Origin of the sequence: Actinomyces sp. MRS3W, assembly GCF_032465695.1 — a bacterium.
GTDB lineage: Bacteria > Actinomycetota > Actinomycetes > Actinomycetales > Actinomycetaceae > Actinomyces.
On sequence record NZ_JAWDJJ010000299.1, the window covers coordinates 1 to 25,523 of the forward strand.

At 68.7% G+C, this 25,523-nt stretch carries 22 protein-coding genes, 1 tRNA gene and 1 pseudogene; 4 read left to right on the plus strand and 20 right to left on the minus strand.

The features are described from left to right. Positions 1 to 211 (minus strand): annotated as a pseudogene (locus RWX45_RS11375) (protein kinase); the annotation flags it as partial. Between the two features lie 113 nt (positions 212 to 324). Here RWX45_RS11375 and RWX45_RS11380 point away from each other — a divergent pair. Next, the gene (locus RWX45_RS11380; protein ID WP_316023855.1) at positions 325 to 792 is read left to right on the plus strand and encodes an RNA-binding S4 domain-containing protein; all 468 of its coding nucleotides are present in this window, start codon (positions 325 to 327) and stop codon (positions 790 to 792) included. A 21-nt stretch (positions 793 to 813) separates the two neighbouring features. Here the strand turns inward: RWX45_RS11380 and RWX45_RS11385 are convergent, their stop codons facing one another. From RWX45_RS11385 to bsh, 11 genes are all read right to left on the minus strand, one after another. Then, entirely contained in the window at positions 814 to 1,662 is an 849-nt protein-coding gene (locus tag RWX45_RS11385) for an HAD family hydrolase (RefSeq protein WP_316023856.1), read from the minus strand. Between the two features lie 71 nt (positions 1,663 to 1,733). Next, positions 1,734 to 2,366: a DUF47 domain-containing protein gene (locus tag RWX45_RS11390; RefSeq protein ID WP_316023835.1), complete on the minus strand. Its 633-nt coding sequence runs from the start codon at positions 2,364 to 2,366 to the stop codon at positions 1,734 to 1,736. Positions 2,367 to 2,421: 55 nt separating this feature from the next. Further along, positions 2,422 to 3,366, minus strand: a complete 945-nt coding sequence (locus tag RWX45_RS11395; RefSeq protein WP_316023836.1) for an inorganic phosphate transporter — start codon at positions 3,364 to 3,366, stop codon at positions 2,422 to 2,424. Positions 3,367 to 3,376: 10 nt separating this feature from the next. Beyond that, on the minus strand, positions 3,377 to 4,660 hold the full coding sequence (locus tag RWX45_RS11400) for a CehA/McbA family metallohydrolase (protein WP_316023837.1): 1,284 nt from the start codon (positions 4,658 to 4,660) through the stop codon (positions 3,377 to 3,379). After that, complete coding sequence (locus RWX45_RS11405) at positions 4,657 to 7,452, minus strand: glycoside hydrolase family 38 C-terminal domain-containing protein (protein ID WP_316023838.1); 2,796 nt, start codon at positions 7,450 to 7,452, stop codon at positions 4,657 to 4,659. Before RWX45_RS11405 ends, RWX45_RS11400 begins: the two co-directional genes overlap by 4 nt. Further along, on the minus strand, positions 7,449 to 8,570 hold the full coding sequence (locus RWX45_RS11410; protein WP_316023839.1) for an ABC transporter ATP-binding protein: 1,122 nt from the start codon (positions 8,568 to 8,570) through the stop codon (positions 7,449 to 7,451). Before RWX45_RS11410 ends, RWX45_RS11405 begins: the two co-directional genes overlap by 4 nt. Then, positions 8,567 to 9,379: a carbohydrate ABC transporter permease gene (locus RWX45_RS11415; RefSeq protein WP_316023840.1), complete on the minus strand. Its 813-nt coding sequence runs from the start codon at positions 9,377 to 9,379 to the stop codon at positions 8,567 to 8,569. The genes RWX45_RS11410 and RWX45_RS11415 overlap by 4 nt, the downstream gene beginning before the upstream one ends. Further along, complete coding sequence (locus RWX45_RS11420; RefSeq protein ID WP_316023841.1) at positions 9,376 to 10,287, minus strand: sugar ABC transporter permease; 912 nt, start codon at positions 10,285 to 10,287, stop codon at positions 9,376 to 9,378. The genes RWX45_RS11415 and RWX45_RS11420 overlap by 4 nt, the downstream gene beginning before the upstream one ends. A gap of 4 nt (positions 10,288 to 10,291) precedes the next feature. Continuing rightward, a complete protein-coding gene (locus tag RWX45_RS11425) occupies positions 10,292 to 11,695 on the minus strand; it encodes an extracellular solute-binding protein (protein WP_316023842.1) in 1,404 nt (467 codons plus the stop codon). A gap of 223 nt (positions 11,696 to 11,918) precedes the next feature. Next, a complete protein-coding gene (locus tag RWX45_RS11430; RefSeq protein ID WP_316023843.1) occupies positions 11,919 to 13,079 on the minus strand; it encodes an ROK family transcriptional regulator in 1,161 nt (386 codons plus the stop codon). 162 nt (positions 13,080 to 13,241) lie between these two features. Beyond that, the gene (gene bsh / locus RWX45_RS11435; RefSeq protein WP_316023844.1) at positions 13,242 to 14,213 is read right to left on the minus strand and encodes a choloylglycine hydrolase; all 972 of its coding nucleotides are present in this window, start codon (positions 14,211 to 14,213) and stop codon (positions 13,242 to 13,244) included. A gap of 339 nt (positions 14,214 to 14,552) precedes the next feature. Here bsh and RWX45_RS11440 point away from each other — a divergent pair, with 339 nt between their 5' ends. Both RWX45_RS11440 and RWX45_RS11445 read left to right on the plus strand, forming a co-directional pair. Beyond that, positions 14,553 to 15,287 (plus strand): SDR family NAD(P)-dependent oxidoreductase, encoded by a 735-nt coding sequence (locus tag RWX45_RS11440; RefSeq protein ID WP_316023845.1) that lies wholly within the window; start codon positions 14,553 to 14,555, stop codon positions 15,285 to 15,287. Positions 15,288 to 15,411: 124 nt separating this feature from the next. Then, positions 15,412 to 16,665, plus strand: a complete 1,254-nt coding sequence (locus RWX45_RS11445) for an MFS transporter (RefSeq protein WP_316023846.1) — start codon at positions 15,412 to 15,414, stop codon at positions 16,663 to 16,665. 9 nt (positions 16,666 to 16,674) lie between these two features. Here the strand turns inward: RWX45_RS11445 and RWX45_RS11450 are convergent, their stop codons facing one another. The 4 genes from RWX45_RS11450 to pgi all read right to left on the minus strand — a co-directional run bounded on the left by RWX45_RS11450 (position 16,675) and on the right by pgi (position 20,210). Next, on the minus strand, positions 16,675 to 16,899 hold the full coding sequence (locus tag RWX45_RS11450; protein WP_316023847.1) for a hypothetical protein: 225 nt from the start codon (positions 16,897 to 16,899) through the stop codon (positions 16,675 to 16,677). Between the two features lie 196 nt (positions 16,900 to 17,095). Continuing rightward, positions 17,096 to 17,172: transfer RNA gene (locus tag RWX45_RS11455), tRNA-Pro, on the minus strand. 154 nt (positions 17,173 to 17,326) lie between these two features. Further along, complete coding sequence (moeB, locus tag RWX45_RS11460; RefSeq protein ID WP_316023848.1) at positions 17,327 to 18,520, minus strand: molybdopterin-synthase adenylyltransferase MoeB; 1,194 nt, start codon at positions 18,518 to 18,520, stop codon at positions 17,327 to 17,329. Positions 18,521 to 18,554: 34 nt separating this feature from the next. Then, complete coding sequence (pgi, locus tag RWX45_RS11465) at positions 18,555 to 20,210, minus strand: glucose-6-phosphate isomerase (protein WP_316023849.1); 1,656 nt, start codon at positions 20,208 to 20,210, stop codon at positions 18,555 to 18,557. Between the two features lie 85 nt (positions 20,211 to 20,295). Here pgi and RWX45_RS11470 point away from each other — a divergent pair, with 85 nt between their 5' ends. Then, positions 20,296 to 20,898 carry a DNA-3-methyladenine glycosylase I gene (locus RWX45_RS11470; RefSeq protein ID WP_316023850.1) on the plus strand — a complete coding sequence of 201 codons (603 nt, stop codon included), beginning with the start codon at positions 20,296 to 20,298 and terminating at the stop codon, positions 20,896 to 20,898. Between the two features lie 404 nt (positions 20,899 to 21,302). Here RWX45_RS11470 and RWX45_RS11475 read toward each other — a convergent pair whose 3' ends face one another. From RWX45_RS11475 to RWX45_RS11490, 4 genes are all read right to left on the minus strand, one after another. Beyond that, the gene (locus tag RWX45_RS11475; RefSeq protein ID WP_316023851.1) at positions 21,303 to 21,710 is read right to left on the minus strand and encodes a helix-turn-helix transcriptional regulator; all 408 of its coding nucleotides are present in this window, start codon (positions 21,708 to 21,710) and stop codon (positions 21,303 to 21,305) included. After that, a complete protein-coding gene (locus RWX45_RS11480; protein WP_316023852.1) occupies positions 21,704 to 22,456 on the minus strand; it encodes a hypothetical protein in 753 nt (250 codons plus the stop codon). Before RWX45_RS11480 ends, RWX45_RS11475 begins: the two co-directional genes overlap by 7 nt. 65 nt (positions 22,457 to 22,521) lie before the next feature. Then, positions 22,522 to 24,681: a bifunctional cytidylate kinase/GTPase Der gene (der, locus tag RWX45_RS11485; RefSeq protein ID WP_316023853.1), complete on the minus strand. Its 2,160-nt coding sequence runs from the start codon at positions 24,679 to 24,681 to the stop codon at positions 22,522 to 22,524. Positions 24,682 to 24,787: 106 nt separating this feature from the next. Further along, positions 24,788 to 25,523, minus strand: a 736-nt coding sequence (locus tag RWX45_RS11490) for a prephenate dehydrogenase dimerization domain-containing protein (protein WP_316023854.1), incomplete at its 5' end; no start/stop codon positions are given.

The following is a 25,523-nucleotide window of genomic DNA, read 5'->3' on the forward strand; positions in this document are numbered from 1 at the left end:
GTTCGAGCACATGGATGACGACGTCGCGTCCGGCGGCATCCAGGCCGCGGCGGGGAGCGAGACGTCCTTCGCGGTCCGTCCCCAAGGGCGAACCGACAGCCAGTCCCGCCGTGATGAGCGCATCCAGAACCTCCGGGGCGAGGTCGTCGGACCCGACCGAGTCCGTAGTCCGGTGCGGGTGGGAGGGCGTGTGTCGGCGCAGTCGTCGCATGCCCACCATGGTCGCCGTCACACGGCGCAACCGCCATGGTCAATGCAGTGCCTGTGGAAAACCGGTCACAGGCGTTGCTTGCGTTGAGACACTAGGATCAAGCCGTGGCAAGCATGAACGCGGATCGGCAGCCCGCACACTCCGCACACACCGACCCGGGCGGCGCAGCCGACGGACCGACCTCGGCCCGCGTGGACGTGTGGCTGTGGAGCGTGCGCCAGGTCAAGTCGCGTTCGGCCGCCACCGCTGCCTGCCGCGCCGGGCATGTGCGCATCAACGGGGAGACCGCCAAGCCGTCCCAGCATGTCAAGGTCGGCGATGAGATTCGCTACCGCGTACAGGGCTTTGACCGCATGCTGCGGGTGCAGCGCATCCTGGTCAAGCGAGTGGGGGCGCCCCTGGCACGTACCGCCTATGTCGACTTCTCCCCGCCGCGCCCCGCCCCATTGGATGCGCCCGCGGCGATTGTGCGTGACCGCGGTGCCGGGCGCCCCACCAAGAAGGAGCGCCGCCAACTCGATGCGCTGCGCGCCGCGCACAGCCCCACCGTGGACATCGAGCACCTGCTCGACGCGGATTGAGACCCCAGACGCCCGAAACCCTCAGCTCAGCCGGTCCAGGAGGGCGTTGACGGTACGCACCACCCCGGCGTCGGTGTTGGCCGGGGCGGTCCAGTGTGCGACAGCCCGGATACCAGGGTGGGCATTGGCCATGGCGAAGGAGAGCTCGGCATGCTCGTACAGGTCCAGGTCATTGAGGTAGTCGCCGAAAACCGCCGTCTGCGCCGGCGTGACGCCCAACCGTGCCTGTAGTGCGGCCAGTGCCCGCCCCTTCGAGGCGGTGGGCGGCATGAGGTCGGTCCAGTGCTCGCCGGAGACCACGGCCTGCACCTCGGGCACGGCCGCGGTCAGGGCCTGTGAGGAACCGGCCTCCGCATCATCGAAGTCGTAGACGGCGACCTTGAGGGTTCGGCTCAGGTCAACCGTCAGCAGGTCGTCAACGACCTCCAGTTCCTGGTAGTAGCGGGAGACCTCCTCCAGGAAGGGCGGATCCTGACGCTCAATATAGGCACAGTCGACCCCGGCCAGGACGGCGCCGACGTCGTAACTGTCCATGCGCAGGTCGCGGGTGGTGTTGATCGCGGCAACGGTCTCGTCAGCGGTGATCGTCTCGCAGTGGATGACCGTGTCCTCCTGCACCACCAGGGTGCCGTTCTCGGCGATGATCGGCGAGTGCGCGATGGCCTGGCCGAGTACGTGGCGCAGGTTGGCCAGCTGCCGTCCGGACGCCGGGGCGAAGTGGACTCCGTGTGCGCGCATCCGCTCCACGGTGGTGGCGAACCCGGCGGGAAGCAGGCCGTCGCCGTCGAGCAGCGTGCCGTCCATATCGGAGACGACCAGGCGCAGGTCGACCGGCGCGGGCGGCAGTGAGGCTGAGTCGGGGCGGGGCATGGCTGAGGCTGTCACGACGGCGATTCTTGCAGGCCGGACCGACGACGGGGAATCGGGGCCGGGTCGGTGCGTCAGACGGTGCGCTTGACGATCCCGTCGACGACGGCGTCGATCGCCTCGATGAGGCGCAGCCCGATCACGTCCACGCGCCGGAGCAGCTCGCGGCGGGCCAGTGCCTGCATGCTCAGGTCGCCCGAAAAGAGCTGCCGCAGACCGTCGTCGTACCGTTCGCGCACGCGACGCCCCTCCTTGCGGGCAGCCAGGCACAGCTCTCGGTTGATGTGCCCGGCCGAGCCGTCCAGGGCCTTGATGAGCCGGCGGAGTCCAGCACGCACATGTTCTAGGCCCGCCCGGGAGTGGGCATCCGGCTGCACCTGCCAGGCGCGGGTCTCCAGCACGAAGTCGCGGGTGTTGTCGAGTACGTCGTCAAGGGAGCGGGAGAATCGGAACAAGTCCTCCCGGTCGAGCGGCGTGACGACGCGGGTGGACAGCAGCTGTACGAGTTGCAGCCGGGTGGCGTCCCCTCGGCGTTCGACCTGGGTGATACGTTCAGCCAGCTCATCCAGGTCCGCGTCCGCCTCGCAGGCCCGCAAGGCCAGCTCCACGCCCTCAATGGCGATGGCCGCCTGCGCCGACAACGTCCCGGCCAGGGTTTGCCGTCGCTGCGCTCTCCGGCCCCGCAACCACATCCACAGTCGTGTCACCGCCTACCTGCCTTTCCACCCCATATTGTGCCCCGTTTTGTGCACGGCGCCGCGTTCAATTGCCGATCAACAGCGCCCCGCCCAAGCCGCACAGCAGCGAGACCGGGAGGGTCCAAGCCCAGGCGGCGGCGATGCGGCCGACGGCGTTCCATCGCACTCTCCTCCACTCAGCGCCGGGCACGCTCCCCACCTGGGCCCCAACGGTGGCCTGCGTCATGGACACGGGGGCGCCCGCGAGGGAACCGGCCGCGACCGCCAGGGCCGTCGCCCACAACACGTTGACCACCTGATACGGCTTCGGGGGCACCACTCCCCCGCGTAGAGCACGCCCCGAGGGCCTCAATCCCGCCCATGTGCCCAGCGCGAAGGCCGCCGCTGCACCGGCTCCCACGAGGTAGGGGACGGCCCGGCCGCAGGTGTCCCCGTCCGAGATTCCGGCCAGCGTCACCGCCCACACCGCGAAGAGCTTCTGCCCGTCGTTGAGGGCATAGGCCAGGCCGGCACTCACGAAGCCGCTGCGGCGGGCGGCTTCGATCCAACGGCCGGCGTGGCGCGGATGGAGACCGCCCAGCACCACCCGCGCAACGCGGGCGCACGCGCCAGCGAGCATAGGTCCCAGCGCGGCCAGCGCAAGCACGCGGAGGACCAGTGGCCAGTCGGCGTCGCCGCCTGCCAGGCGCGCCCCGGTGGCGGCACCGACGACGGCGAGCGTCACCGAGGTGGGGGCGCGTATCACCGCGGCCGCGGCCAGGGTCATCATGGTGGCCACGAGCACCACCGCCAGGTGGTCGGTGCCGCCGTCACCCAGGAGCTTGCGGTAGGTGTCGGCCACCGGCACCACCCCGAGCAGCGGGATGAGCGCCGTCACGGCGGTGAGGAAGACGACGGGACGCCACGGACGCGCCGACGTCACGCCCGTGATGAGGGCGCACAGCGGGGAGCCGTCATTTCTGCCGACGACGGCGGTGAATGCCGCGGCCAGGGCGGCGGTGAGGAGCACGGACGCCGCCTTACGCGCACTGCGCGATGATCCAGCGGTCGGCGGTTTCCAACCGGAAGGGTCCCCGCTCGCGGGGAGCGTGAACCACCTGCCGGCCCGCGCTGACCAGCAGTCGCTCTCCCCTGCCGTCCACCAGCACCGTGCCGGCGGCATCGACCGCCATGAGGTCCTCGTCCCCATAGCCGGCAACGCCGCCCAGCCGCACCAGCGCGGGGGCATCCAGGAGGACGGGGCGTGCCTCCTCGGGGCTGAGCAGTCGTGCCGAGGCAGTGATGGTGGTGCGTCCGGCGGCCATCGCCGCGACAAGTGCCGCGGCGGTGCATTCCTCCGCAGCGATCCAGGTGGTCGGCATTCCCGGGCGCAACGGGGTGGAGCGGTTGTGGAAGTCCCCGCCGCCGACGATGGTTCCGCTCCGGCCACCCGCCGCCGCCCAGGCCAGGGGCGCCGTGGTGGTGAGGTTGCGGTAGGCGGAGCCGTGGTAAAGCTCCGTGCCGATTCGGCCGGGGGGCAGCGGGTGTAACCAGGCGCAGTCGCCGTCAACCGGGTGGTTGATCGAGAGGAAGCCGCCGCGGCGCTCAACCTCCAGCGCCCAGGTGTCGGCGTCCTGGCGGAAATCGATGACGCCGATGGGTCCCCAGGCGTTGGCGTGTCCGCGGTGGGTGGTGATCTCCTGACCGGGGATGAGGGTGACGCCGTGGCGCCGACCGACGGCGGCGAGGTGGGGGTGGTGGCTCACGGTGTTGTGCTCGGTGCACCCCAGGTAGTCCAGGCCGGAGGTGACCGCCTCGTTGGCCAGTTCCCATAGGGACAGGTCTCCATCGGAGTGAAGGCTGTGGCTGTGGGGGTCGCCGGCGTACCAGGTCAGTCCCGGCGGCGCGGGCAGGCCTCGATCGGAGCCGCGCAGGCGACGCCGCACCGGGGTCTCGCTGGGGCCGTGGTCGGGGCGCATGGTCGCCGGGGAGAGGACGGTGACGGAGACGTCGACGCCGTCGGCGGGCAGCTGGTGCAGTCCCAGCAGCACCGCCCAGGTGCCGGGCTCCAGACCGGGGCGATAGCCGGGTGTGGCGTCCTCCATCTCGACGACGTAGCCGGTGCGGGCGGCTCCCGACCAGCCGCGCAGCCCATCCGGGCCGAGCAGCCCCAGGTCGATCACCGCCTTGGCGCCGCCCTCGACGGCGAGTTTCACCTCCATGGAGGCGGGGTGCTGCGGCAGCTCGAAGGGTATCTGCGGGTAGCGGCCCACGGCCTGGTCGGCCAGGGTCAGGTGCAGGGTTGTGTGCTGCAGCAGCGTCATGACTCCGCCTCCGTTTCCGTGTGCGGTTGGGGGTCGTGGGGCTGGTCGGCGCTGGCGGGACGTCGGCGCAGCGTAAGGATGGTGGCCGCGGGGACGCTCAGCTCCCACAGGGAGATCTTCTCCTGCTTCACCGTCCCGGTCAGGTCGGTGCGGTCCCACTGGCCCGCGCCGCGTACGCGCAACGGTTCGGGATGGTGGTGATAGTTGACGAACCGGGCCTCAAGCACGTCATCGTCCAGGCGTCGCAGCGACTCCAGGGCAACGCGCCCGTGCGTGGTCAGCGGGGGCGTCGGCATCTGCCCAGTATCGCTCTCCCCCACGCCGCGGATGGGGATGGGCTCGAAGCGGAATTGGTCCGCGTGACGGACCAGGTCGGAATCGTCCCAATCGGGGCATGACAGATCGATGGCGAAGTCGGTGGTCAGACTCGTGCCCAGGTATTGGGCGCCGGGCACGGCGAGCTCCGCCCCGGCGGGCTCGTCGCGCAGCGGATGGAGGTTGATGCTCATCATGCCCACTGCGCGCAGGAGCGTCAGCGCAATCGTGTCGGGGCTGGCCGCATGCTGTGGGCCGGAGTCCGTGGGCGTGACGATCTCGTATTCCATAGGTCTGTCGGTGAGTATCGCGACGCCGCCGGCATGCACAAAGCGTGCGGCCGGGTAGGTGGGCAGGGGGTATTCTCCCCAACCGCCGTCGCTGGTGCGTCCGCGACGGGTGACGCCGTACTGTCCGGCGGCCACCGACTCGGCCACATTCCGCCCACACGTGGGGATGTGGATGCGGAGCCGGTGATTGGCCACGGCGTTGACCACTGTGGTGCGCACCCGCACAAAAGGTTCTCCCTCGCGCATCTCCAGGCGCGTATCGATCACCTGCTCGCGGGTGCGTGCGCTGCGGGAGTTACCGTCCGCTGCCAACCCCACCGGGAGCAGATACGTGCGTCTGATCCGGATCCGGCCCCGCAGGGGGCCGCGTTCTTCGATCTCGATGTGCACATCGGCCGGTTCGGTGACCGTGCCGGAGGAGACGGGGCCGTAGTTGTAGGAGTCGCCCCGGTCGCCCTCATCGACGAGAGCGAGGGCTCGCTCGAGGGTGCGCCCGCTGGGCAGGTCCGTGATGCGGACCCGACCGGCCGCGTCCACATCGGCGCGCACCAGGCCGTTTGACAACACTGAGCCGTGGGCAGTGACCGGCTGCGCCACGGCACGGTCGGCCTCCAACACGGTGGTACTCAGACCCTCGCCGCGGCCGGCCAGGAGCACACGGCACGACGGCGCCGCACGGGTGACCACGTGCCAGCGGTCCGTGGGGTCGGCCTGTGCCACATGGCGGCGGAGGTCCCGGGTGAATGCGTCGAGTTCGAAGGTGCCGGTGTCGTGGCGGGAGACGTCGAGGACCAATTCTCCGGCGGCCGGGAAGCGGTAGCCGCAAATCGTGTGCCCGAACAGCTCCCGGCCGTGTATCCGACGCAGTATGCGGGGCAGATCGGCGGCGGTCATGAGCTCATCGCCGATGCTGGTGGGCAGGGCCTCAATGAGCTGTGCCCCCGGGGGGACGGCGTCGGCGCCGAGGCCCAGTACCGTCTCCACCTGGAGTGTTCGGGCCCAACCGGACTGGTTGAAGACCGCCGATGTCCCGGCCGGCACGCGGTCGGCCAGTTGCTCCCGCGTGATGTCGATGGTCCCGCACGCCGTGTGGGAGGCGACGTGCAGGCGGGTGAGCGTCTGTTCCGCAGTGTCATCGCAGCCGCATCCGGTAACCGAGTCGTGGGCCGAGGACTCTACCGCCAACGCCCAACCGCGTTCACACAGCGCCCTACGCGAAGGACCACCGGCCGCGGCATCGAAGCGCTCCGCCGTGGTCAGGGCGCGTTCGGCCCTGGCCATGGCGGCTTTGAGCTGGGTTCTGACCGATAGGACGCCGGGCAGGAGGTTGCCGCGTACGTGGGAGCGCAGTTCACCGTCCACAACCGGTAGCGCCGCCAGGTCGGTGACGCCGTGCGGGCGCGAGGCAATCACCTGGTCGAGGGTGGCCACAGTCAGGGGCATCTCGGGACAGCGCGCATTGTGGGCGCGAATGAGCTCAAGCAGATCGGCACGTGGACTCATGTGATCGGTGCCGTACATGCCGGCAGGCGGGTGCCGGTTGAACCGGGCGGCGTGGGCCCGCACATATTCCGCCACCAGCCGGTCAAGCTGGTCCGGCGGAGCGAATAGCCCCAATGCCGAGCCATAACCGTCCCACAGGTACTCCACCCGCACCTCGGAGCCGTCGGGGGCCCGCCACCGGAAGGCGTCGGCCTCCAGCGCTGGCGCTCCCCGCCACAACGCGGCATCGACTAGGCCGAATCCGTTGAGAATCTGCGGCATCTGGGCGGCGTGGCCGAACATGTCGGGGATGTAGCCGACTCGCATCTCCCCGCCCACGCCGCGAGCGGTGCGAATCCCCTGTTCCAGGTTGCGCACCAGGGTTTCACCATCGCAGCAGAACTCGTCCATGAGGATTGCGAAAGGCCCCACCGCCAGTTGCCCGCGGGCTACAGCGGCCCGGAGCCGCTCGGCGTTCTCGGGGCGGATGGCAAGGTAGTCGGTGACGATAGCGGTCTGCCCATCCAGGGTGAAGCGGTAGTCGCCGTCGTGGTCCAGGAGATCCAGCAGCTGATCGAGGACGGGCACCAGTCGCGCCCGAAACACGTCATGGGGTTCGTACCATTCCCGGTCCCAGTGGGTGTGGGGAATGATCCACATGGCGGTGGCGGCGGCCGAGCCTGAGTGACTGTCCGCATGAGTCATGACTCTCCTCCTGCAACCAGTGTGCCGCTATCGGCGTCGAAGACGAGGACCTTTGCCAGCGGGAAGGTGAACCGGCAGCGTTGGCCCGGCTGGGGCAGCGGGGCCTCACCCACGACCGCCTGAAGGCGCTCCGCTCCGGCGCGCATGGTGAGCAGGGTCTGAGCGCCCAGGTTCTCCACCGTGTTGACCTCACCGACAATCGCCCCGACCGGACTGGCAAGAGGCGTGTCTGGCGGGGCCGTGGCATCAGCCGGCGACCATCCGACGTATTCGGGACGCACACCCCAGGTGACGCGGGCCCCGTCGGGCAGCGCACGTGTGGCTGCGGCGGGCGCGGGAATGGCCGCATCCATGGAGGCGATCTGCCCGTCGTGCAGGACACCCCCAATGAGGTTCATGGGGTGCGCCCCGATGAAGGAGGCGACGAAAGCGTTGGCGGGAGCGTGGAAGATCTCCCGAGGCGTGCCCACCTGCTGAATTTTGCCCGCCTTCATCACGGCAATGCGGTCGGCGAGCGCGAGCGCCTCGGCCTGGTCGTGGGTGACGAACACGGAGGTGATTCCGAGTTCGCGTTGCAGCTCCTTGAGGAACGTGCGTGCCTCAAGACGCAGCCGGGCGTCCAGGTTGGACAGGGGCTCGTCCAAGAGGAGCACCTCGGGACGGGTGGCAATGGCACGGGCCAGGGCGACGCGTTGCTGCTGGCCGCCGGACAGCTGGGCGGGCCGGCGCTCCAGCAGGCCCTCCAGGGACAGTTCGGCCGCAGTGTCGGCGGCCACCTGCCGTCGGCGGGCCTTGGGGACTTTGCGTACGCGCAGCGGGTAGGCGATGTTGTCGGAGACGTCCATATGCGGGAAGAGCGCGTAGTCCTGGAACACCATGGCCACGCCCCGCTCCCCCGGTTCGGCGTCGGTCATGTCGACGCCGCCAATGTGCAGGGTGCCGGCGGTGATGGTTTCCAGGCCCGCGATGGCGCGCAGCAGCGTGGTCTTCCCGCAGCCGGACGGGCCCAGCAGCGCGAAGAACTCCCCCTCCCGGATCGACAGGTCGATGCCGTCGACTCCGCGCACGCCGTTGGGGTACTGCTTGACCAGGCCGCGCATGACGATCGTGGCGGTCATGACTTGATCCCCCCGTAGAAGCGGAAACCGAATCTCCGGTTGACGAAGAAGTAGATGAGCAGGACGGGGGCGGCGAATACCAGTGCGAACACGGAGATGAGGCGCAGATCCGCCTGCCCGGATTCGGTGTAGAAGGTGTACATGAGCACCGCGGCCGGCTGACTGCCGGGGTTGCGCAGCAGTAGATAGGGCACGAGGAAGTTGCCCCAGACCTGCACAACCGCCCAGATCGCCACGAAGGCGATTCCGGGGCGGGCGATGGGGATGACGACGTCGGCCAGGATCCGGCCGGGGCCGGCTCCGTACAGGCGGGCGGACTCCTCATAGGTTTTGGGGACGGAGTCCATGAAGTCCTTGAGGATGAACACAACCGTGGGCAGCAGCCCACCGGACAGAACCAGGATGACGCCGGTGTGGGTGTTGATGAGGCCGATGGCGTTCATCAACTGGAAGGTGGGGACCATGGCGGCGGTGCCGGTGACGATGGATGACAGCAGCAGCATGCCGTACAGCAGGCCGTCGCGTCCGGGGATGCGCACCCGTGAGAGTGCGTAAGACGCGAGCGTCCCCAGTATGACCACCACCGCCATGGTGCCCAGCGCAATAATGAGAGAGTTGGCGATCGATCCCATGGCGTAGGGGTTGTCCGCCAAGCGTTGGAAGTTGGCCAGCGTCCACCGCGGCCATCTCACCGCCATGGTTGGGTTGGCGTCGAAGGGCGCCAGGATGAGCCAGGTCAGGGGCAGGGCGAAGAACACCCCGACCAGGCTGACCGCCACGGCGAAGACAATTCGCTGCGCGAATTTCACGACCGTCTCCTTCCCACCCGCATGTAGGCCAGGGCGATGACCAGGTTGATGAGCAGCATGAGCACCGATAGGGCGGCGCCGCGGCCCAGTTGCCCACCCGGGATCGCCGTCTTATAGATGTAGACGGACAGGATTTCGCTCCTGGCTCCCGGGCCGCCGGCGGTGAGCAGATAGGGGGTGAAGGTGTTGAAGGTCCACAGCGTGATCATGAGCGTGTTGGTCAAAATGTGCCCGCGGATGGTGGGCAGGACGACATCACGCAGCTGCTGCCACCCCGACGCTCCCGCCATCCGCGCGCTCTCCAGCTGCGAGGGCGGTACCGCGGAGAGCGCCGAGGAGAACAGCTGCATGGAAAAGGCTGTGCCGCACCAGATGTTGAAGATGATGATGACGGCCATGGGGTGCTCAATGAGCCACGCCTTGCCCGGCATGTTAAGCAGCGCGTTGAGGGTGCCGCCCCGCCGGTCGAGCAGGGCGATCCACAGGAAGGAGACGACCGAGCCGGGAATGATCCAGGCGGCGAGCACCACCGACTCCAGGAGGGTGCGTGCCCAGCCGCGAATGCGGCGGGTGGACCAGGCCAGGGCGAAGCCGACGACGGTCTGTCCGATGACCCCGGAGAAGGCAACGAAGGCGACGGTCAGGCGCAGGGAGTTCCAAAAGGCCGGATCGCGCAGGGTGGTCAGGTAGTTATCCAAGCCGACGAACTCGGTATGTGCTGCGGCCAGGCCGGTAAGCCGGTAGTTGGTCAGCCCCAGGTAGATGGTCCACACCGCCGGGAACAGCAGGAACAGGACGATGATGACCAGAGCGGGGATGACGAAGAGGGTGGCGCGCAAGCGCCCCAGACCGGCAACGTCCTCGGCCCGTCGGCGCGGGCGCCGACGGGCGGTGCGTACGTGTGCCACGGGGTCAGTCCCCGTCGCTGATCGCGTCGTGGCCGACAACGCCCTCCAGGGCCGTTACGTAGGCGGCTACGGCGTCGTCCACGCTGGTTCCGGTCACGACGTCGAGAGTCGCCTGCTGCAGCAGCACGGATACCTCCGGGTATTCGGCCAGGCCGGGACGGTAGGAGGTGATCGGCAGGACTTCCTCCGAGACGAAGGAGAGCATGGCGTCGGAGGCGAGCAGCTCGGCGTTGACATCCTCGCGCGGTGAAATCGACAAGGTGCCCGCCGCCCGGGCGGCGAAGGCCTCCGGGGAGTTCATGAAGGCCAGCAGCTCCCACGCCAGAGCGGGGTTGGCCGAGTTCGGGTTGAGGACCCTGGCGGTACCGCCGGACATGGAGACGAAGTCCTGTCCGTTCACACCGGCGCCGGGCTTCATGGCGGGGATCTTGGCGTAGCCGACCACGGTGTCGCGGTCGGCCATCGGGGCGGTGCCGACCTCCTCGTCCGGGTTGATAACCGAGCGCCAGAAGTAGTCGCCTTCGAACAGGATGGCGATGCGTCCCGCGGCGAACTCCTGGAAGGAGGTATCGCGCCCGGAGGCCTCCTGCTGGAGGATCGGGTCGCCGAGCTCCTCATCAACGTAGATCGTCCGGTACAGGTCCAGTACGTCGCGCATGCCGGCGGTGTCTGCGGCCCATAGGCCGTCGGACCAGATGGTCTGCCCGGTGCCGACCAGCATGGGCAAGAAGCCCTGCATGGTGGTGGCCTCTCCCATGGCGGTTCCAGCGTTGAGCTGGAGCGGGACGACGCCGTCGACCTGCTGCTTGAGGGTGCGCGCGGTCTGGAGAATCTCCTCCCAGGAGGTGGGCTGCCAGTCGGTGGGCAGTCCCGCCTGCGCGAAAATGTCCCGGTTGTAGTAGATGACACGCCCGTCCGCGCCTTGAGGCACGCCGTAGCGCTGGGATTCGAAGGAGGCGGCCTGCTGCACGGCCTCGGAGATCTGCTCCCAGCCGTCCCAGGAGTCAACGGCGTCTCCGGCGACCTCCTGCAATGGCTTGATGTAGCCCGCCTGGGCGAATTCCCCGATCCAGATGCCGTCGAGCCCGACGACGTCGGCGCCCTTACCGGACTGGAAGTCGAGTGCGGCCTTGGTCTTGTAGTCCTCGTCGTCGACACCCTGCGCCTCGAAGACAACTTCAACCTGCCGGCCTGCCTCTTCCTGGGCGGCGGTGAACTCCGGGATGACCCAGTTGGCGATCCAGTCGGCTTCGGCGGCGTTCTTTCCGCCCGAGATCGCGTTGGTCATGATGGTCAGGGTCGTGACGCCCGAGGTGGTCTCGGGCGTGGACTGGTCGGACGTGCAGGCAGCCAGCGCTAATGCGGCCGACGCCGCTGCGGCGCCCGTGAGTGCGGTTCGTCGTGTCATGGCTGAGGTCATGGTCATTACCTCCATGGTGTGTGGCTCGCGTCTGTCACCGACGTCGACGCGGCCGACGCGCCGGTGCGGCCAACAGACAACCCGACACCACCTCGTCGTGATGTCCGCCACTCATTAGTCTGTACTTCTGATTAAATCTGGTCAAGACGCTCTGAGGAGTGTTACTGAGTTGGAACTCCGCGCCACCCCGACGAAGGCGGCCGCGCACGGCTCAGGCGGACGCGCTGCGCAGGCGGGGCACATACAGATTGTCATGAACGACCGCCGCCGCGCCGACGGCGCCGACGTTCTTCCCCATCGCCGAGGAGAGCACCGACACCGAATGCGGGCCTCGGGCTGATGGGCGGAGCACGGCACGCCGGGCCGCCGGGATGTACCAGGGCTCCAGCAAGGGCCAGTAGGGTCCGCCGAAAACCACCGTGTCGGCGTCGAGCAGCTCGGTGGCCATCATGACCAGTTCGGCCATGCGCTCCCCCGCCGCGCTCAGCAACGCATCGGCCCGCTCGTCGCCCTGAGCTGCTGCCCGGCACAGTCGTTCCAGGCGCTGTTCAACGGCGGTGAAGTCGGTGCGCGGCGGCAGCGGCTCGCGCTGCAGTCCCAGGGTGTGGGCGCGCTCGACGATGTAGGCCGGATCATTGTCCATGCCCGGATGCGCGCCGGGGGTGCGCGAACCCAGCGCGGTCATCATGCTCCCAACCTCGCCGCTGTTGCCTGAAAAGCCGCGTACGGGTTCACCGTCGACCGATAGTCCGAGCCCGGTTCCTGTGCCCACGTAGACGAACACCATGGTCGACTCGAGCCAGTCGCCGCCCCGCACCCAGTTCTCGCCGATGACCGCCGCCAGGGTGTCCTTGACCACCGGCACCGGCATGTTGAGACGTTCGCCCAGCACCTTGCCCAGGGGGACGCCGGTCCAGCCGGGCAGCCAGGCGGGACTCTCGGGTGCGCCGGTGGCGGGGTCCAACGGCCCGGGAAGGGCCAAACACGCGCCGCCCAGGTGATCGTCATCTATGGACTGCTCACGAATGAGGCGATGCACCGTGTCGGCAACGCACGCCATGGTCGCGTGCGGGTCGGTGGGGTCGACACACCCCGCCGACGCCACTCCGGTCACGTTGCCGCCGAGGTCAAGCGTCACCACGGTGGTAAACGAGGGATCGACGTGGATGCCGATGGCGACGCGGGCAGAGGGGACGATGTTCAGCAGCGTGCGCGGGCGCCCACGCCCGTTGATCTCGGTGCCGACGTGCGCGAGCAGCCCCTGCCGCTGCAGGGTGCGCACGATCGCCGAGACCGTCTGCGCCGACAGTCCCGTGGCGGCCGCGATGTCGCGCTGGCTGGAGGCGCCCAGCCGACGCAGGGCGTGAATCACGACATTCGCGTTATACCTGCCCAGGTCGACCAAGTTGGTGCCCGCCCGCATCGAACCGCCTCTCCCACGGGGCGCCCGTCCCGCCCCCGCGGGGCGGGCCACGCCCGTAGGACTAGCGTACGCAGCGGCTGGCGCGGTTGCGTAGAGCGGCGAACCGCGGGCTTATGGGCGCCACCGGACGGGCTCTGGTTCCAGCAGACTGCTCCCGTCTGCCTCGGCATAGTCTCCCAGGCTCACACAACGCAAGGCCGGATCATCGTAGGTGGAGTAGTAGTAGGTACCGGTCTTGGCGGAGTAGCAGCCGGTGTACAGGGTGCGCTCATAGGCGCCATCGGCCATAAGAGCAGCCCCATCCACCATGGAGACATTGCCCAGCGTGTGGAACAGGCGGGAGACGTTCTCAACCTCGTTATCCTTGACCGGATAATGGGCATTGAGGAAGGCGGCCTTGGCGAAGCGGGACGGCGAGTAATAGTCGCCCGGGATTCCCCGCATTCCGGCACCGGATCCGAAGGGGGAAAGCGTGGCGTCGCGCCAGCTGGCTGATTCTGGCAGATCGCCCGTCGCCGTGATGAATGTGCGCAGGTTTTCCATATGCCAGTCGAAGGTCGGCTGATTGGCCAGAGTGTCGACCAGATTATGGTGGATGTGCATGCCGTCATTCATGTATTCCACGACGATGCTGCGCTGGGCGTCACCGATGATCCAGTGCAGGAGAGAGACCCCGAGGTTCTCACTGACCGGTTTGCCCACGATAGCCGTGTCCGCAAGAGCAGCCTCGACCTCATCGACGGTGGTGAAGTTGGCGGCCACCCACAGCGGGAACTCGTAGGCGGCCACGTTGATCCTGCCTACCATGGGGCCATCGGCGTAGCTGGCATAGCCGGGGAAGTTCAAGCCGGCCACCGCCAAGCCTGCGTCATTGCCGCAGTCGAAGTACAAGGGGTACTCCTCGTAAACGATGCCCATGCCAATGACGGCATGTGCAGCCGGAGCCCCGTCGGCGAAGGCCGCGGGGATCCAGAATCCCCTGGGCACGACGACGATCCGCTCACCGTAAGAGGTGGACCAGTCCAGGTTGCGCCCGAAGTACATATTGCCATCGCTGTCCGTGAACCTGATTCCAGTACACATCTGCGGCCTCCTCTATTTTGAGATTCCCTGGTTTTCCTGGCTGAAGGAACGCTGACGCTTTGCTGCGCACCAGCCCCTCAGAAGCTCAATTTAGTACCACACGTAGCTAGATGTGTGAGAGTTCACCAATTCGATACTCCGGCGCTGACTTCTGGGAAAACGGTGAAATTATTCTGCGGTTTTCCAGAATAGAACTCAGCGATTAACAAGGTCAATGGCGCCGGCTCATCCAAGACCCCAATGCCCGCGGAAACCCGGGCGCACTCGGCGCGCGCCCGCCGAGTTACGACTGCCGGTAGCGTAAGGAGCAACAGCGCACACGACGACGGGAGAACAGCGATGGCACGCGTACTGGTGACCGGAACGAGCACGGGCCTGGGCCTGGGCGCACTCCACGACCTCATCGAGGCAGGCGCACAGGTCGTGGCGCATGTGCGCCGCGCCGAGCAGCTGGAAACGGTGGCCCGCTCGCTGGGGACAGAGGTCCCCGGCGTCGTCGGCGAGCTGGCGGATCAGGCACAGGTGCGCGGTGTGGCGGAGCAGGTGGCCGCACTCGGCGGCGTGGACGCCATTATTCACAGCGCCGGCACCATGGATGAGCGCCTGGTTCTGCCCGTCAACGTGGTAGCCCCGTACCTACTCACGGCGCTTGTGCCCGCCAAGCGACACGTGTACCTCTCCTCGGGCATGCACCGCGGCGGGCGGCTCACCGCCTCACAGCTGGCGGGGCTCAATTGGACGGTGGGCGGTTCCCTGGTGTCCTATTCGGATTCCAAGCTGCTCGTGACCGCGCTGGCCGCCGCAGTGGGGCGACTGCGGCCCGGCACTTGGGCCAACGCCGTCGATCCCGGCTGGGTGCCCACCCGCATGGGCGGCGCCGGCGCACCCGACGATCTCGAGGCGGGCCACCGCACCCAGGCATGGCTGGCCCTCGGCAAAGACCCGCGCACCCACACCAGCGCCTACTGGCACCATATGCACACCCAGCAGCCCGACCGGCGGACGGGCGACGTCAACTTCCAAGACCAACTGCTGGCCGCGCTGGAGCGGGCCACCGGCACCCGGCTGGAGTAATGCCCTGCCCGGCGCTCGAATACAGCGCCTCACCACGCACCAGTCCCGTTGCGTGACGGTCTCGGCCCGGCAGCCGCGGCCCGTCACGACAGCCCCGGCGCCGACGGCACCCTAGATTGCCTCCATGCCAACGCTTACCGCCCGCGGCGTCGCCACCGACGCCGCCCCCGCCCAGATGCCTCCCCGCTCCTGGTCGCTCACGCTCACGCTCACCATGCTCGGGCTGTTCTCAGCCTGGTTCGGCCCCATCCAGGTACTGCTCGGCCTGCAGGCCGCCCAGCTCGCACCCGGGCACAAGGAGGCGGTGCTCTCGCTGGTCACCGGCCTGGGCGCGCTCGTCTCCACGCTGGGCAACCCCATCTTCGGTGCCCTGTCCGACCGCACTTCCGGACGCTTCGGCCGCCGCCTGCCCTGGATCGCCGGTGGCCTCACGCTGGGCACCATCGGCCTGGTGGTCCTGGCCGTTGCCGACTCGGTCGGCCTGATGATCCTGGGCTGGTGCCTGGTGCAGGCGTTCCTCAACGCCGCCTACGCGGCCCTCAACGCCTCAGTCACCGACCAGGTGCCGGTCGACCGCCGTGGTCTGGTCTCCGGGCTCATTGGCGTCGCGCAGACGGCCGGGCTGGTGATGGGTGCGGGCATCGCCGCCGCGGCGGGCGGCACCGCAGCCGGCTACCTGGTGCTCGCCGTACTCGTGGTCGTGCTCGGCGCCCCGCACGTATTCAATGCCCGGGACCTACGGCTGCCCGACGGCGCCCCGCGCCCGTCGCTGCGGCACATTCTCGCGGGTTTCGTGCCACCACTGCGCTCCCACCCGGACTTCGGCTGGGCGTGGCTGACCCGCTTCCTCGTCAACCTGGGCAACTCCACCGGCACGCTCTACCTGCTGTACTACCTCATGGACGCCGTCGGCATGGAGGCCGAGGCCGCCGCCACCGGCGTCTTCATCCTCACCGGCATCTACGCCGTCGCCGTCTTCGGCTCCACCGTCTCCGGCGGCATGTGGTCGGACCGGCTGGGACGGCGTAAGCCCTTCGTCATCGTGGCCGCGCTCATCACCGGCCTGGCGGCGCTGGACTTGGCGCTCACCCAAACCTGGGTCGGGGCGATTATCGGCGCGGTCATCCTGGGCATCGGCTTCGGCGCCTTCACCAGCGTGGACTTCGCGCTGGTCACCCAGGTCCTGCCTTCCTCGGGCGACGCCGCCCGCGACCTGGGCATTATCAACATCGCCTCCGCGGGGGCCCAGGTGCTCGCCCCCGTGCTCGCCGCCCCCATCGTCACCCACTTGGGCGGTTACACCGGCCTGTACCTCATGGCCGCCACCGTCTGCGTGCTCGGCGCCATCTGCGTCACCCGCATCCGCACGGTCGCCTAAATCAGCGCCTCACGCCTCAGCGGCCGGGCGCGACGACGGCGTCCGGCCGCTTGAGTGGTTGTCCTGCCGGCGTGCCCGCCGTTCCATGAGCGCACGCAGCTGGGCGCGCCCCATGCCGGTGGCTGTTGCCAGCATCAGTGCCAGTTCGTCGTCGTCAGGCTCGGCAGCTGGGGTGGGCTGTGCCTCCAGCGCGTCGGCGCCGTGGCTGCACTCTTCGGCACGATCTATGGTCAAGATGAGTCCTCCTCACGGGCCATTCTCGGTGTGTTCGCCAGCGAGGTCGAGTCGAAACCGGGCGCGTCCTATAACCAACAGGTGTCCTTCGCAGAGCGGCCGCTTCGTCAGCCTCCGAATGGCATCCAACACACCGACGACGTCTTTGCCCCAGGTACAACACAACCCCGGAAGGAAACCGTGTCCTCCGGGGTTTTGGTCGGGCTGGCGGGATTTGAACCCACGACCCCTTGACCCCCAGTCAAGTGCGCTACCAAACTGCGCCACAGCCCGTTGCCTCGCGGCTGGCGCCGCTCGGAACATGGATGACGATAGCTCAAACCAGCTCCGCCGTCGAAATCCGCGCGCGGTGACACCGCTCACCGTCGTCGCGAGGTGGCGCGCCCACCCGCAATCACCGTATATGGGCCGGTTGCGGCACGTGGCGTCACGCAGTCTCCAGCCAGGCCTGAATGCCGCCCTCCAGGTTCATCATCGCGCCTGCGTAGCCCGCCTGTGCCAGCGCCTCAATGGCGCGCTGCGAACGCATCCCGACCGCGCAGTAGACGATGAGCTCCTTACCCGCATCGAGTTCGCCCCGGCGCGCCACGACCTGGTCGAGCGCGATGTGCACAGCGCCAGCAATATCGCCGGCGGCCACCTCATGCGGCTCGCGCACATCGAGCAGCGTATAGCTGCTGCCAGGTGTCTCTCCCGACGCTATGCGGGCGTGCAGTTGCGCAGCGGTGATCGTGTTCATGTGGTTTCCCTCCGAATCAGGTTGATCCTGCGGAAACGCCCCGCAATGGGCCCCATCGTCGAGCAGTGCGGTAATGGTGGGGCGCTCCCCGCATACGGGACAGTCGGGGTTCTTCCGGATCGGCAGCTCCTGGCTGCGCCCGCCCCAGACGTCCAGCAGCAGCATGCAGCCGATGAGCGGCCGGGCTCCCCCAACCACGAGCTTGAGCGCCTCAGCAGCCTGCATGGCCCCGACGATCCCGGGCAGCACCCCGAGCACGCCGGCCTCGGCGCAAGAGGGTACCGTGCCGGGCTCCGGCGGCTCGGGGTGCACGCACCGGTAGCACGGCCCCCGGGTGGCGTCGAAGACGGCAACCTGTCCGTGCGAACGCAGCACCGCCCCGTGCACCAGCGGGATGCCCAGCAGCACGCAGGCGTCGCCCAGCAGGTAGCGGGTGGGGAAGTTGTCCGTCCCGTCGATGACCACGTCCCAGCCGCGCAGCAGCTCCTCGGCGTTAGCGGCTCCCAGGCGGCTCCGGTGGGCGACCACCTCCACGTCCGGGTTGAGGGCCGCCACGACGCGGCGTGCGGAGTCGACCTTAGCGGTCCCCACGGCGTCGGTGGTGTGCAGCACCTGCCGTTGCAGGTTGGACAGGTCGACGACGTCGTCGTCAATAATCCCGAGCGTGCCCACGCCGGCGGCGGCGAGGTAGGAGATCGCCGGTGAGCCAAGCCCGCCCGCCCCAACCACCAGGATGCGGGCGGCGCGAATGCGCTGCTGCCCAACCGCTCCCACCTCGGGCACGAGCAGGTTGCGGCCGTAGCGCAGCCGGTCGGCGGCGGTGAGCGGCCGCAGGCGCGCCTCGTCGATGACAGAGGCGAGGTTCTGTATGCCCGCAGCCATGGTCACCGCCGCCGACCGCCGTACCGCAGCATGCTCAGTGACGCAGGTCCCGGTAGCGGGCGATGAGGGCACGGGTGGAGGAGTCTTGGGCCGCCAGGGCCTCCTCATCCCCAGCAATGGCCGGGGCGACGTCGAGCGCCATCTTCTTGCCCAGCTCGACCCCCCACTGGTCGAAGGAGTCAATGCCCCACACAATGCCCTCGGTGAAGGTGATGTGCTCATACAGGGCGATGAGCTGCCCGACCACCGCCGGGGTGAGCGCCGGGGCGAGGATCGACGTCGTCGGCCGGTTACCGCTGAACACGCGCGCCGGGACGATTGCCTCGGGCGTGCCCTCGGCGCGCACCTCCTCGGCGGTCTTACCGAAGGCGAGGGCCGCGGTCTGGGCAAGGAAGTTGGACAGCAGCAGCTCGTGCACGTCGGCGTCGCCGTCCTTGACCGGGTGGGCCGGGTTCGCCACGGTGATGAAGTCGGCGGGGATGAGCCGGGTGCCCTGGTGCAGCAGCTGGAAGAAGGCGTGCTGGCCATTGGTGCCGGGCTCGCCCCAGAAGATCTCACCGGTGTCGCCGACGACGGGGCTGCCGTCCCAGCGCACGGACTTGCCGTTGGACTCCATGGTCAGCTGCTGCAGGTAGGCCGGGAAGCGGTGCAGGTACTGGGCGTAGGGCAGCACCGCGTGGGAGGCGGCGTGGAAGAAGTTGACATACCAGACATTGAGCAGCCCCATGAGCATGGGCACGTTCTGGGCGGGCGCCTGGGTGGCGAAGTGCTCGTCCACGGCGTGGAAGCCGGCCAGGAAGTCGGCGAAGTTCTCCGGCCCGACGGTCACCGCCAGCACGGTGCCGACGGCGGAGTCCACCGAGTAGCGGCCTCCCACCCAGTTCCAGAAGCCGAAGGCGTTGGCCGGGTTGATGCCGAAGGCCTCCACCTTGTCCAGGGCGGTGGACACGGCCACGAAGTGCTTGGCGACGGCGCCGTCGGCGTCGATGCCGCGCTCGGCCAGCGCCCCCAGGAACCAGTCGCGGGCCATGCGGGCGTTGGTCAGCGTCTCCAGGGTGGTGAAGGTCTTGGAGGCGATGATGAACAGGGTGGTCTCCGGGTCGAGGTCGGCCACCTTCTCCGCGCAGTCGTTGGGGTCGATGTTGGAGATGAAGCGGGCCTCGAGGCCCTCCTGGACGTAGGGGCGCAGCGCCTCGTAGACCATGACGGGGCCGAGGTCGGACCCGCCGATGCCGATGTTGACGACCGTCTCGATGCGCTTGCCGGTCACCCCGGTCCACTCCCCCGAGCGCACCCGGCGGGCGAAGGCGTAGATCTTCTCCAGGGTGGCGTGCACGTCGGCGACAACGTCCTGGCCGTCCACATTGAGGGAGTCGGTGGCGGGACGGCGCAGGGCGGTGTGGAGGACGGCGCGGTCCTCGGTGATGTTGATGTGCTCGCCCGCGAACATGGCGTCGCGGCGACCGGGCACGTCCACGGCCTCGGCCAGCTCGGCCAGGGCGTCGCGGACCTCGTCGGTGAGGAAGTTCTTCGACAAGTCGACGAACAGGTCACCCACCTCATAGGAGTACCGCTCGGCGCGGCCGGGATCATCGGCGAACCAGGCGCGCAGGTCGGGTTCCATGGTCTCGTGAAGCTCGGTGAGGCGCTTCCAGGCGGGCGTGGCAGTGGGATCAACCGGTGTCTGCATGGCGTCAGTCTAAAGCGCGTGCCCACCGCTGTCCGCACCGACCGCGCGGATGAGACCGGCTCGGGGCTGTGGTTAGGGTTACGGCATGAGCGATCTCATCGTCGGCCCGGACGGTCTGGCACGGCCGGTGTGGGCGGCCACGGATCCACTGCTGCGCGACTACTACGACACCGAGTGGGGCATGCCGGTGCGCGACGAGCGGGGCGTGTTCGAGCGGCTGAGCCTGGAGGCCTTCCAGTCGGGCCTGTCTTGGCGCACCATCCTGGCCAAGCGACCCGCCTTCCGGGAGGCCTTCGCCGGCTTCGAGCCGGACGCGGTGGCGGCCTTCGGGGACGACGACGTCGCCCGGCTGCTCGCCGACGCCCGGATCGTGCGCAACCGGGCCAAGATCCTGGCCACCATCGCCAATGCCCGGGCCACGGTGGCGCTGCGGGAGGATGAGGCGGTGGACGGCGGCCTGGCCGAACTGGTGTGGTCCTACCGGCCCACGGCCACGCCCACTCCGCACACCCTGGCGGAGATTCCCACACGCTCACCACAGTCGGAGGCCCTGGCCCGGCGGCTGAAGCACCTGGGCTTCCGGTTCATCGGCCCGACGACGCTGTTCGCACTCATGCAGGCCATCGGCATCATCGACACCCACCTGCTCGGCTCCCACCGCCGCGGCTCATCCGGCGTGTGGGGCTGAGTCACCCAGCCGCTGCAATCACTCCTCCAGCTCGCCTCGCGGCCGGCCGAATGTCCGAGATCGGCACAAACGCCGGATCCGGCTGTCCGGCCTCACATCACATCCGCATGATTCCAAGGATCACTGCGCCACATTTCGAAGCCGCCAGCGCGTTTGTGCCGAACTGCGACAGTTTGCCGGATCATCCGCGGTATCCGCCAGCGCGTTGCACCAGCGGATCGGCGTCGTCGGCCCAGTCCAGGACGAGGGAGCGCAGGGTCTGTGGATCGCGGGCGCCGCCGCGATGAGGGCGTTATTGGCCCGGGGACCGGGAAGACCCGAGTGTCCGTTGAGGTAGGCGGGCCAGTCGGCAAGCTCCAACTTTTCAAACTCCGCGAGCGACGACGCTGCCACGACCCCAGCTGTTAGCCGAGCGCCAGGATCGCCTCGTACAGGTCGGCGCGCGGAACCACTCGCCCCGACAAGTAGGTGCTCAGCCGCGATGTGCTGGTGCCGAGCCGCGCCGCCGCCTGTGCACGCGAGAGCCCCGAGCGTTCCACAGCGGACCGCATCCGCCGGGCGGCAAGTATCGCCCGCTCCTCCCGAGGCAGCCCCTCGACCCACAATCTCACCAATGCGGCACCGGGATCATCGCCGAGCAAGTCACACGCATCCAGGAAAGCTGCACGCGTCGACGGATCGCGGTCGCAGGCGGCCTTGATCCGCCGATAATCCTCAAGCTCCCCGCGCTCGACGGCGGTGATCTTCGCCTCGAATGGCCACATGGCGGGATCATCAGCGGGATCGGCATCCACGTTGCGGAAAGTCAGCACTGCGCCATCTCCTCTGCAATAGCACGGCAGACCGCAGTCACTTCGGACCAGTCCTGCCATTGGGGCGCCAGCCCTTTGTAGTGCGCTAACTCTTCAAGCGTGCGGGTATCGCGTGGCTGTGGCGAGGCCAGGGCAAGCGCCAGGCTTGTGGCGGCCGAGTCGGATCCTGAAGCCTCATAGTACGAGTCCAAGTCGTTGAGCACCTGCGCGGCGTAGTGCGGCGAAGTGACATCCGCCAACGCGGCAACGTCGAGATAGTCGCGAACCGAGCGCCGTTGGAGGAGCATCCAGCCCTTGATCCGTACCGCTTCTTCGTAGGTCGGCACGTGTAGTTCAGCACCGTTGTCGAGGGTCATGACTTCGACCTCGAGTGGACGTGCCCGTCTGAGTTGGCGCAGTCCAGCTTCAACGCCGTCCAACGAGCCCATGATGGTGTTTGGTCGCTGCGAGTGACGACTGGACAAAACCCAGCCATCGGTCGCTTCGACCGCTTCCAAGATGGTGTCGTAACGTGCCGCTAAGTCAGCGAGAACGTGGTCGTGATCGAATGAGACCCTGTGGTGGCTGTAGAGGCTCGCGGCAGAACCGCCAACCATGACGGCTCCCGATACCACTTGCTGCAATCGCGCTGCCGACTCGAGAACGCGCCGCATCCGCTCATCAGCTTCAGGAGCAGGTGGCACAGCCGAGGACACTGATTCTCTCTGCGCACCAGTATCCCGAACAGCCGGGGTCGCGTCATTCACACGAGCATCATATCAGATCCGATAACCCAAGCGGGTGATGGCCCACGACGGCGCGCATCTGTCGCTCAGCGCCGCTTGCGGCGTTCGCGCACGCGCACACCGATCTGGATGGGGGTGCCGGCGAAGCCGAACTCCTCGCGCAGGCGGTTCTCAATGAAGCGGCGATAGCCGGACTCCAGGAAGCCGGTGGCAAAGATGACAATGCGGGGCGGGGCGGCCTGCACCTGGGTGGCGAAGAGGATGCGCGGCTGTTTGCCGCCGCGCACCGGGTGCGGGCTGGCCGCTTGCAACTCGCCGAGGAAACTGTTGAGCCGGCCCGTGGGCACGCGCGTATTCCAGCCGGCCAGGGCGGTGTCGAGTGCGCGCGCCAGGCGGTTGGTGTGCCAGCCGGTGCGGGCGGAGACGTTGATGCGCGGTGCCCAGTCGACGTGGGCGAGCTCGTGGTCGGCCTCCCACTCCAGCTGCTTGCGGCGGTCCTCATCCACCAGGTCCCACTTGTTGTTGACGATGACCAGGGCGCGGCCGGCGTCCACCACCTGCTGGATGACACGCACGTCCTGCTCGGTGATCGGCTCGGAGGCGTCCAGGAGCACGACGCCCACCTCGGCCTTCTCCACAGCCCCCTGGGTGCGCAGCACCGCGTAGTAGTCGGCGCCGCGGACCTGCTTGATGCGGCGGCGGATGCCGGCGGTGTCAACGAACATCCACTCCCGGCCGTCGAACTCGACCACCTCATCGACCGGGTCGCGGGTGGTGCCGGCGACCTCGTTGACCACCACCCGCTCGCGTCCGGCAATGATGTTGAGCAGGGAGGACTTGCCGACGTTGGGGCGGCCCACCAGCGCAATGCGGTGCAGTCCCTCCTGCCGCTGCGGCCCGGCGAAAGCGGAGACCTCCGGCAGGATGGCGACGACGGCGTCGAGCAGTTCGCCGCTGCCGCGGCCGTGCAGGGCGGAAACCGCGTAGGGCTCCCCCAGCCCCAGGGCCCACAGCGCGGCCGCATCGCCCTCCTGCACGGGCGAGTCAACCTTGTTGGCGGCCACCACCACCGGCTTGCCGGAGCGGCGCAGCATCTGCACAATCCGGTCGTCGGCCTCGGTGACGCCGACTCGGGCGTCCACCACCAGCAGCACGGCGTCGGCCAGATCCACGGCGATCTCGGCCTGCTCGGCGACGGTGGCGTCCAGTCCGGCGACGTCGATCTCCCAGCCGCCGGTGTCGACAATGGTGAACTGCTTGCCCGCCCACTCGGCGGAGTAGGAGACACGGTCGCGGGTCACGCCCGGCGTGTCCTGGACGACGGCGGCCCGCCGGCCCAGAACCCGGTTGACCAGGGTGGACTTGCCAACGTTGGGGCGGCCCACCACGGCGAGCACCGGCAGGCCGGCGGCCGGCACTGGAGCGACGACGGCGTCCTCTTCCCCTGCCAGCAGGGCCCGGTCCTCCTCGTCGAGTTCGTAGGCCTCCAGGCCGGCGCGCAGGGCCTCGGCGCGGGCCGCATCCAGGCGGTCGCGTTCGGCGGCTTCACGCCGGGAGTTCTCGACCAGTTCGGTGACGTGGGCGACGGTCTCCTCCAGGGTGAGGTTGGAGGTGTCTACGGCCGTGACGCCCTCGGGGACGGTGAGGAACTGGGAGACGGTGGCGTCGTCGCGGTCGCGGCGCACCACCTGGTCGCGCAGTGCCGCGGCGTCGATCGTCTTGCCGGCCGCATCCAGGTCGGCGGCGCGGCGTGCCAGGCGGGCCTGCTCGCTGGCGGTCAGCAGCAGGCGCACATCGGCGTCGGGGGCAACCACGGTGGTGATGTCACGGCCCTCGGCGATAATGCCGGCGCCGCGGGAGAAGGACCCGGCCAGGCCGGTCGCCTCGGCGCGGATGATCTCCCGCTGAAGACGAGCCATTTCGGCGCGCACATCAAGGTTGGTGGCAACCTGGGAGACGACGGTCGCGATATGCGGCTCACGGATCGCCTCGGCAATGTCCACCCCGTCGCAGGTCACGCCAGGGGCGGCTGGGTCCAGGCCCATGTGAAGCGGCATGGCCGCCACGGCGTGGGTCACCGCGGCGGCGTCACCGAGGTCGATGCCGCTGCGCTCGCACCACCATGCGGCCGCCCGGTACATGGCGCCGGTGTCCAGGTAGGCCAGCCCCAGGTCGGCGGCCACGCGCCTGGACACCGTGGACTTGCCAGACCCGGACGGCCCGTCAATGGCGACGACGATTCCCATGTGTTCCTCCCACTGTCAGTTACCGGGGGTAAGCGTCCCACATGACGCCTGCCGGCGCCTATGTGCAGCAGATGAGTCCGCACACAGCCGCTCACGCTCGCCGGGGTCAGGACACGACCACGCGCCAACCGCGTGCGTCCAGCGCCTCCTCCAGGCCCTGGGCGGCCGCCGGCATCACCGACAGCAGCGCAATCCCTGCGCTCTGCCCGGGTGAGTGCTCCATGGAGAAGTCCTCAATGTTGACGCCCGCCTCGCCGACGTCGGAGAACAGCCGCCCCAGCTCGCCGGCAGTGTCCGGAACCAGCACCTGGACCTGGGCGTAGCGGCGCGGTGCCCCACCGTGCTTGCCGGGAATACGGGCCTGTCCGGCGTTGCCGCGGGTCATGACGTCGGTGACCGCGCCCACCGCCCCGGGGGCGATGGCGGTGGCGTCGCCGCGGGCGGTGTAGGCGGCGTCGCTGGGGTCGACGGCGGCCGAGGCGATCCCTTCGATGAGGGCGTCCAAGTCGGTGCGCAGCTCGCGCAGCAGCCCGGTCACCGGTGCGGCATTGCCCACGACGATCGCCGCCCAGAGCCGGGGGTCGGAGGCGGCGATGCGGGTGGTGTCGCGCAGTCCCTGCCCGGACAGGCTCAGGGCGTTCTCCGGGACCGTCTCCAGCCGGGCCGCCAGCAGAGAGCTGACCAGCTGGGGCACGTGGCTGACGGCGGCGACGGCGGCGTCGTGCTCGGCGGCGCTCATGCGCACCGGGGTGGCGCCGACGTCAACGGCCAGGTTGCGCACGGCCAATTCCGCGGCGGGGGCCGCCCCGTCGGGAACCACCACACAGGGGCGGCCGGCGAAC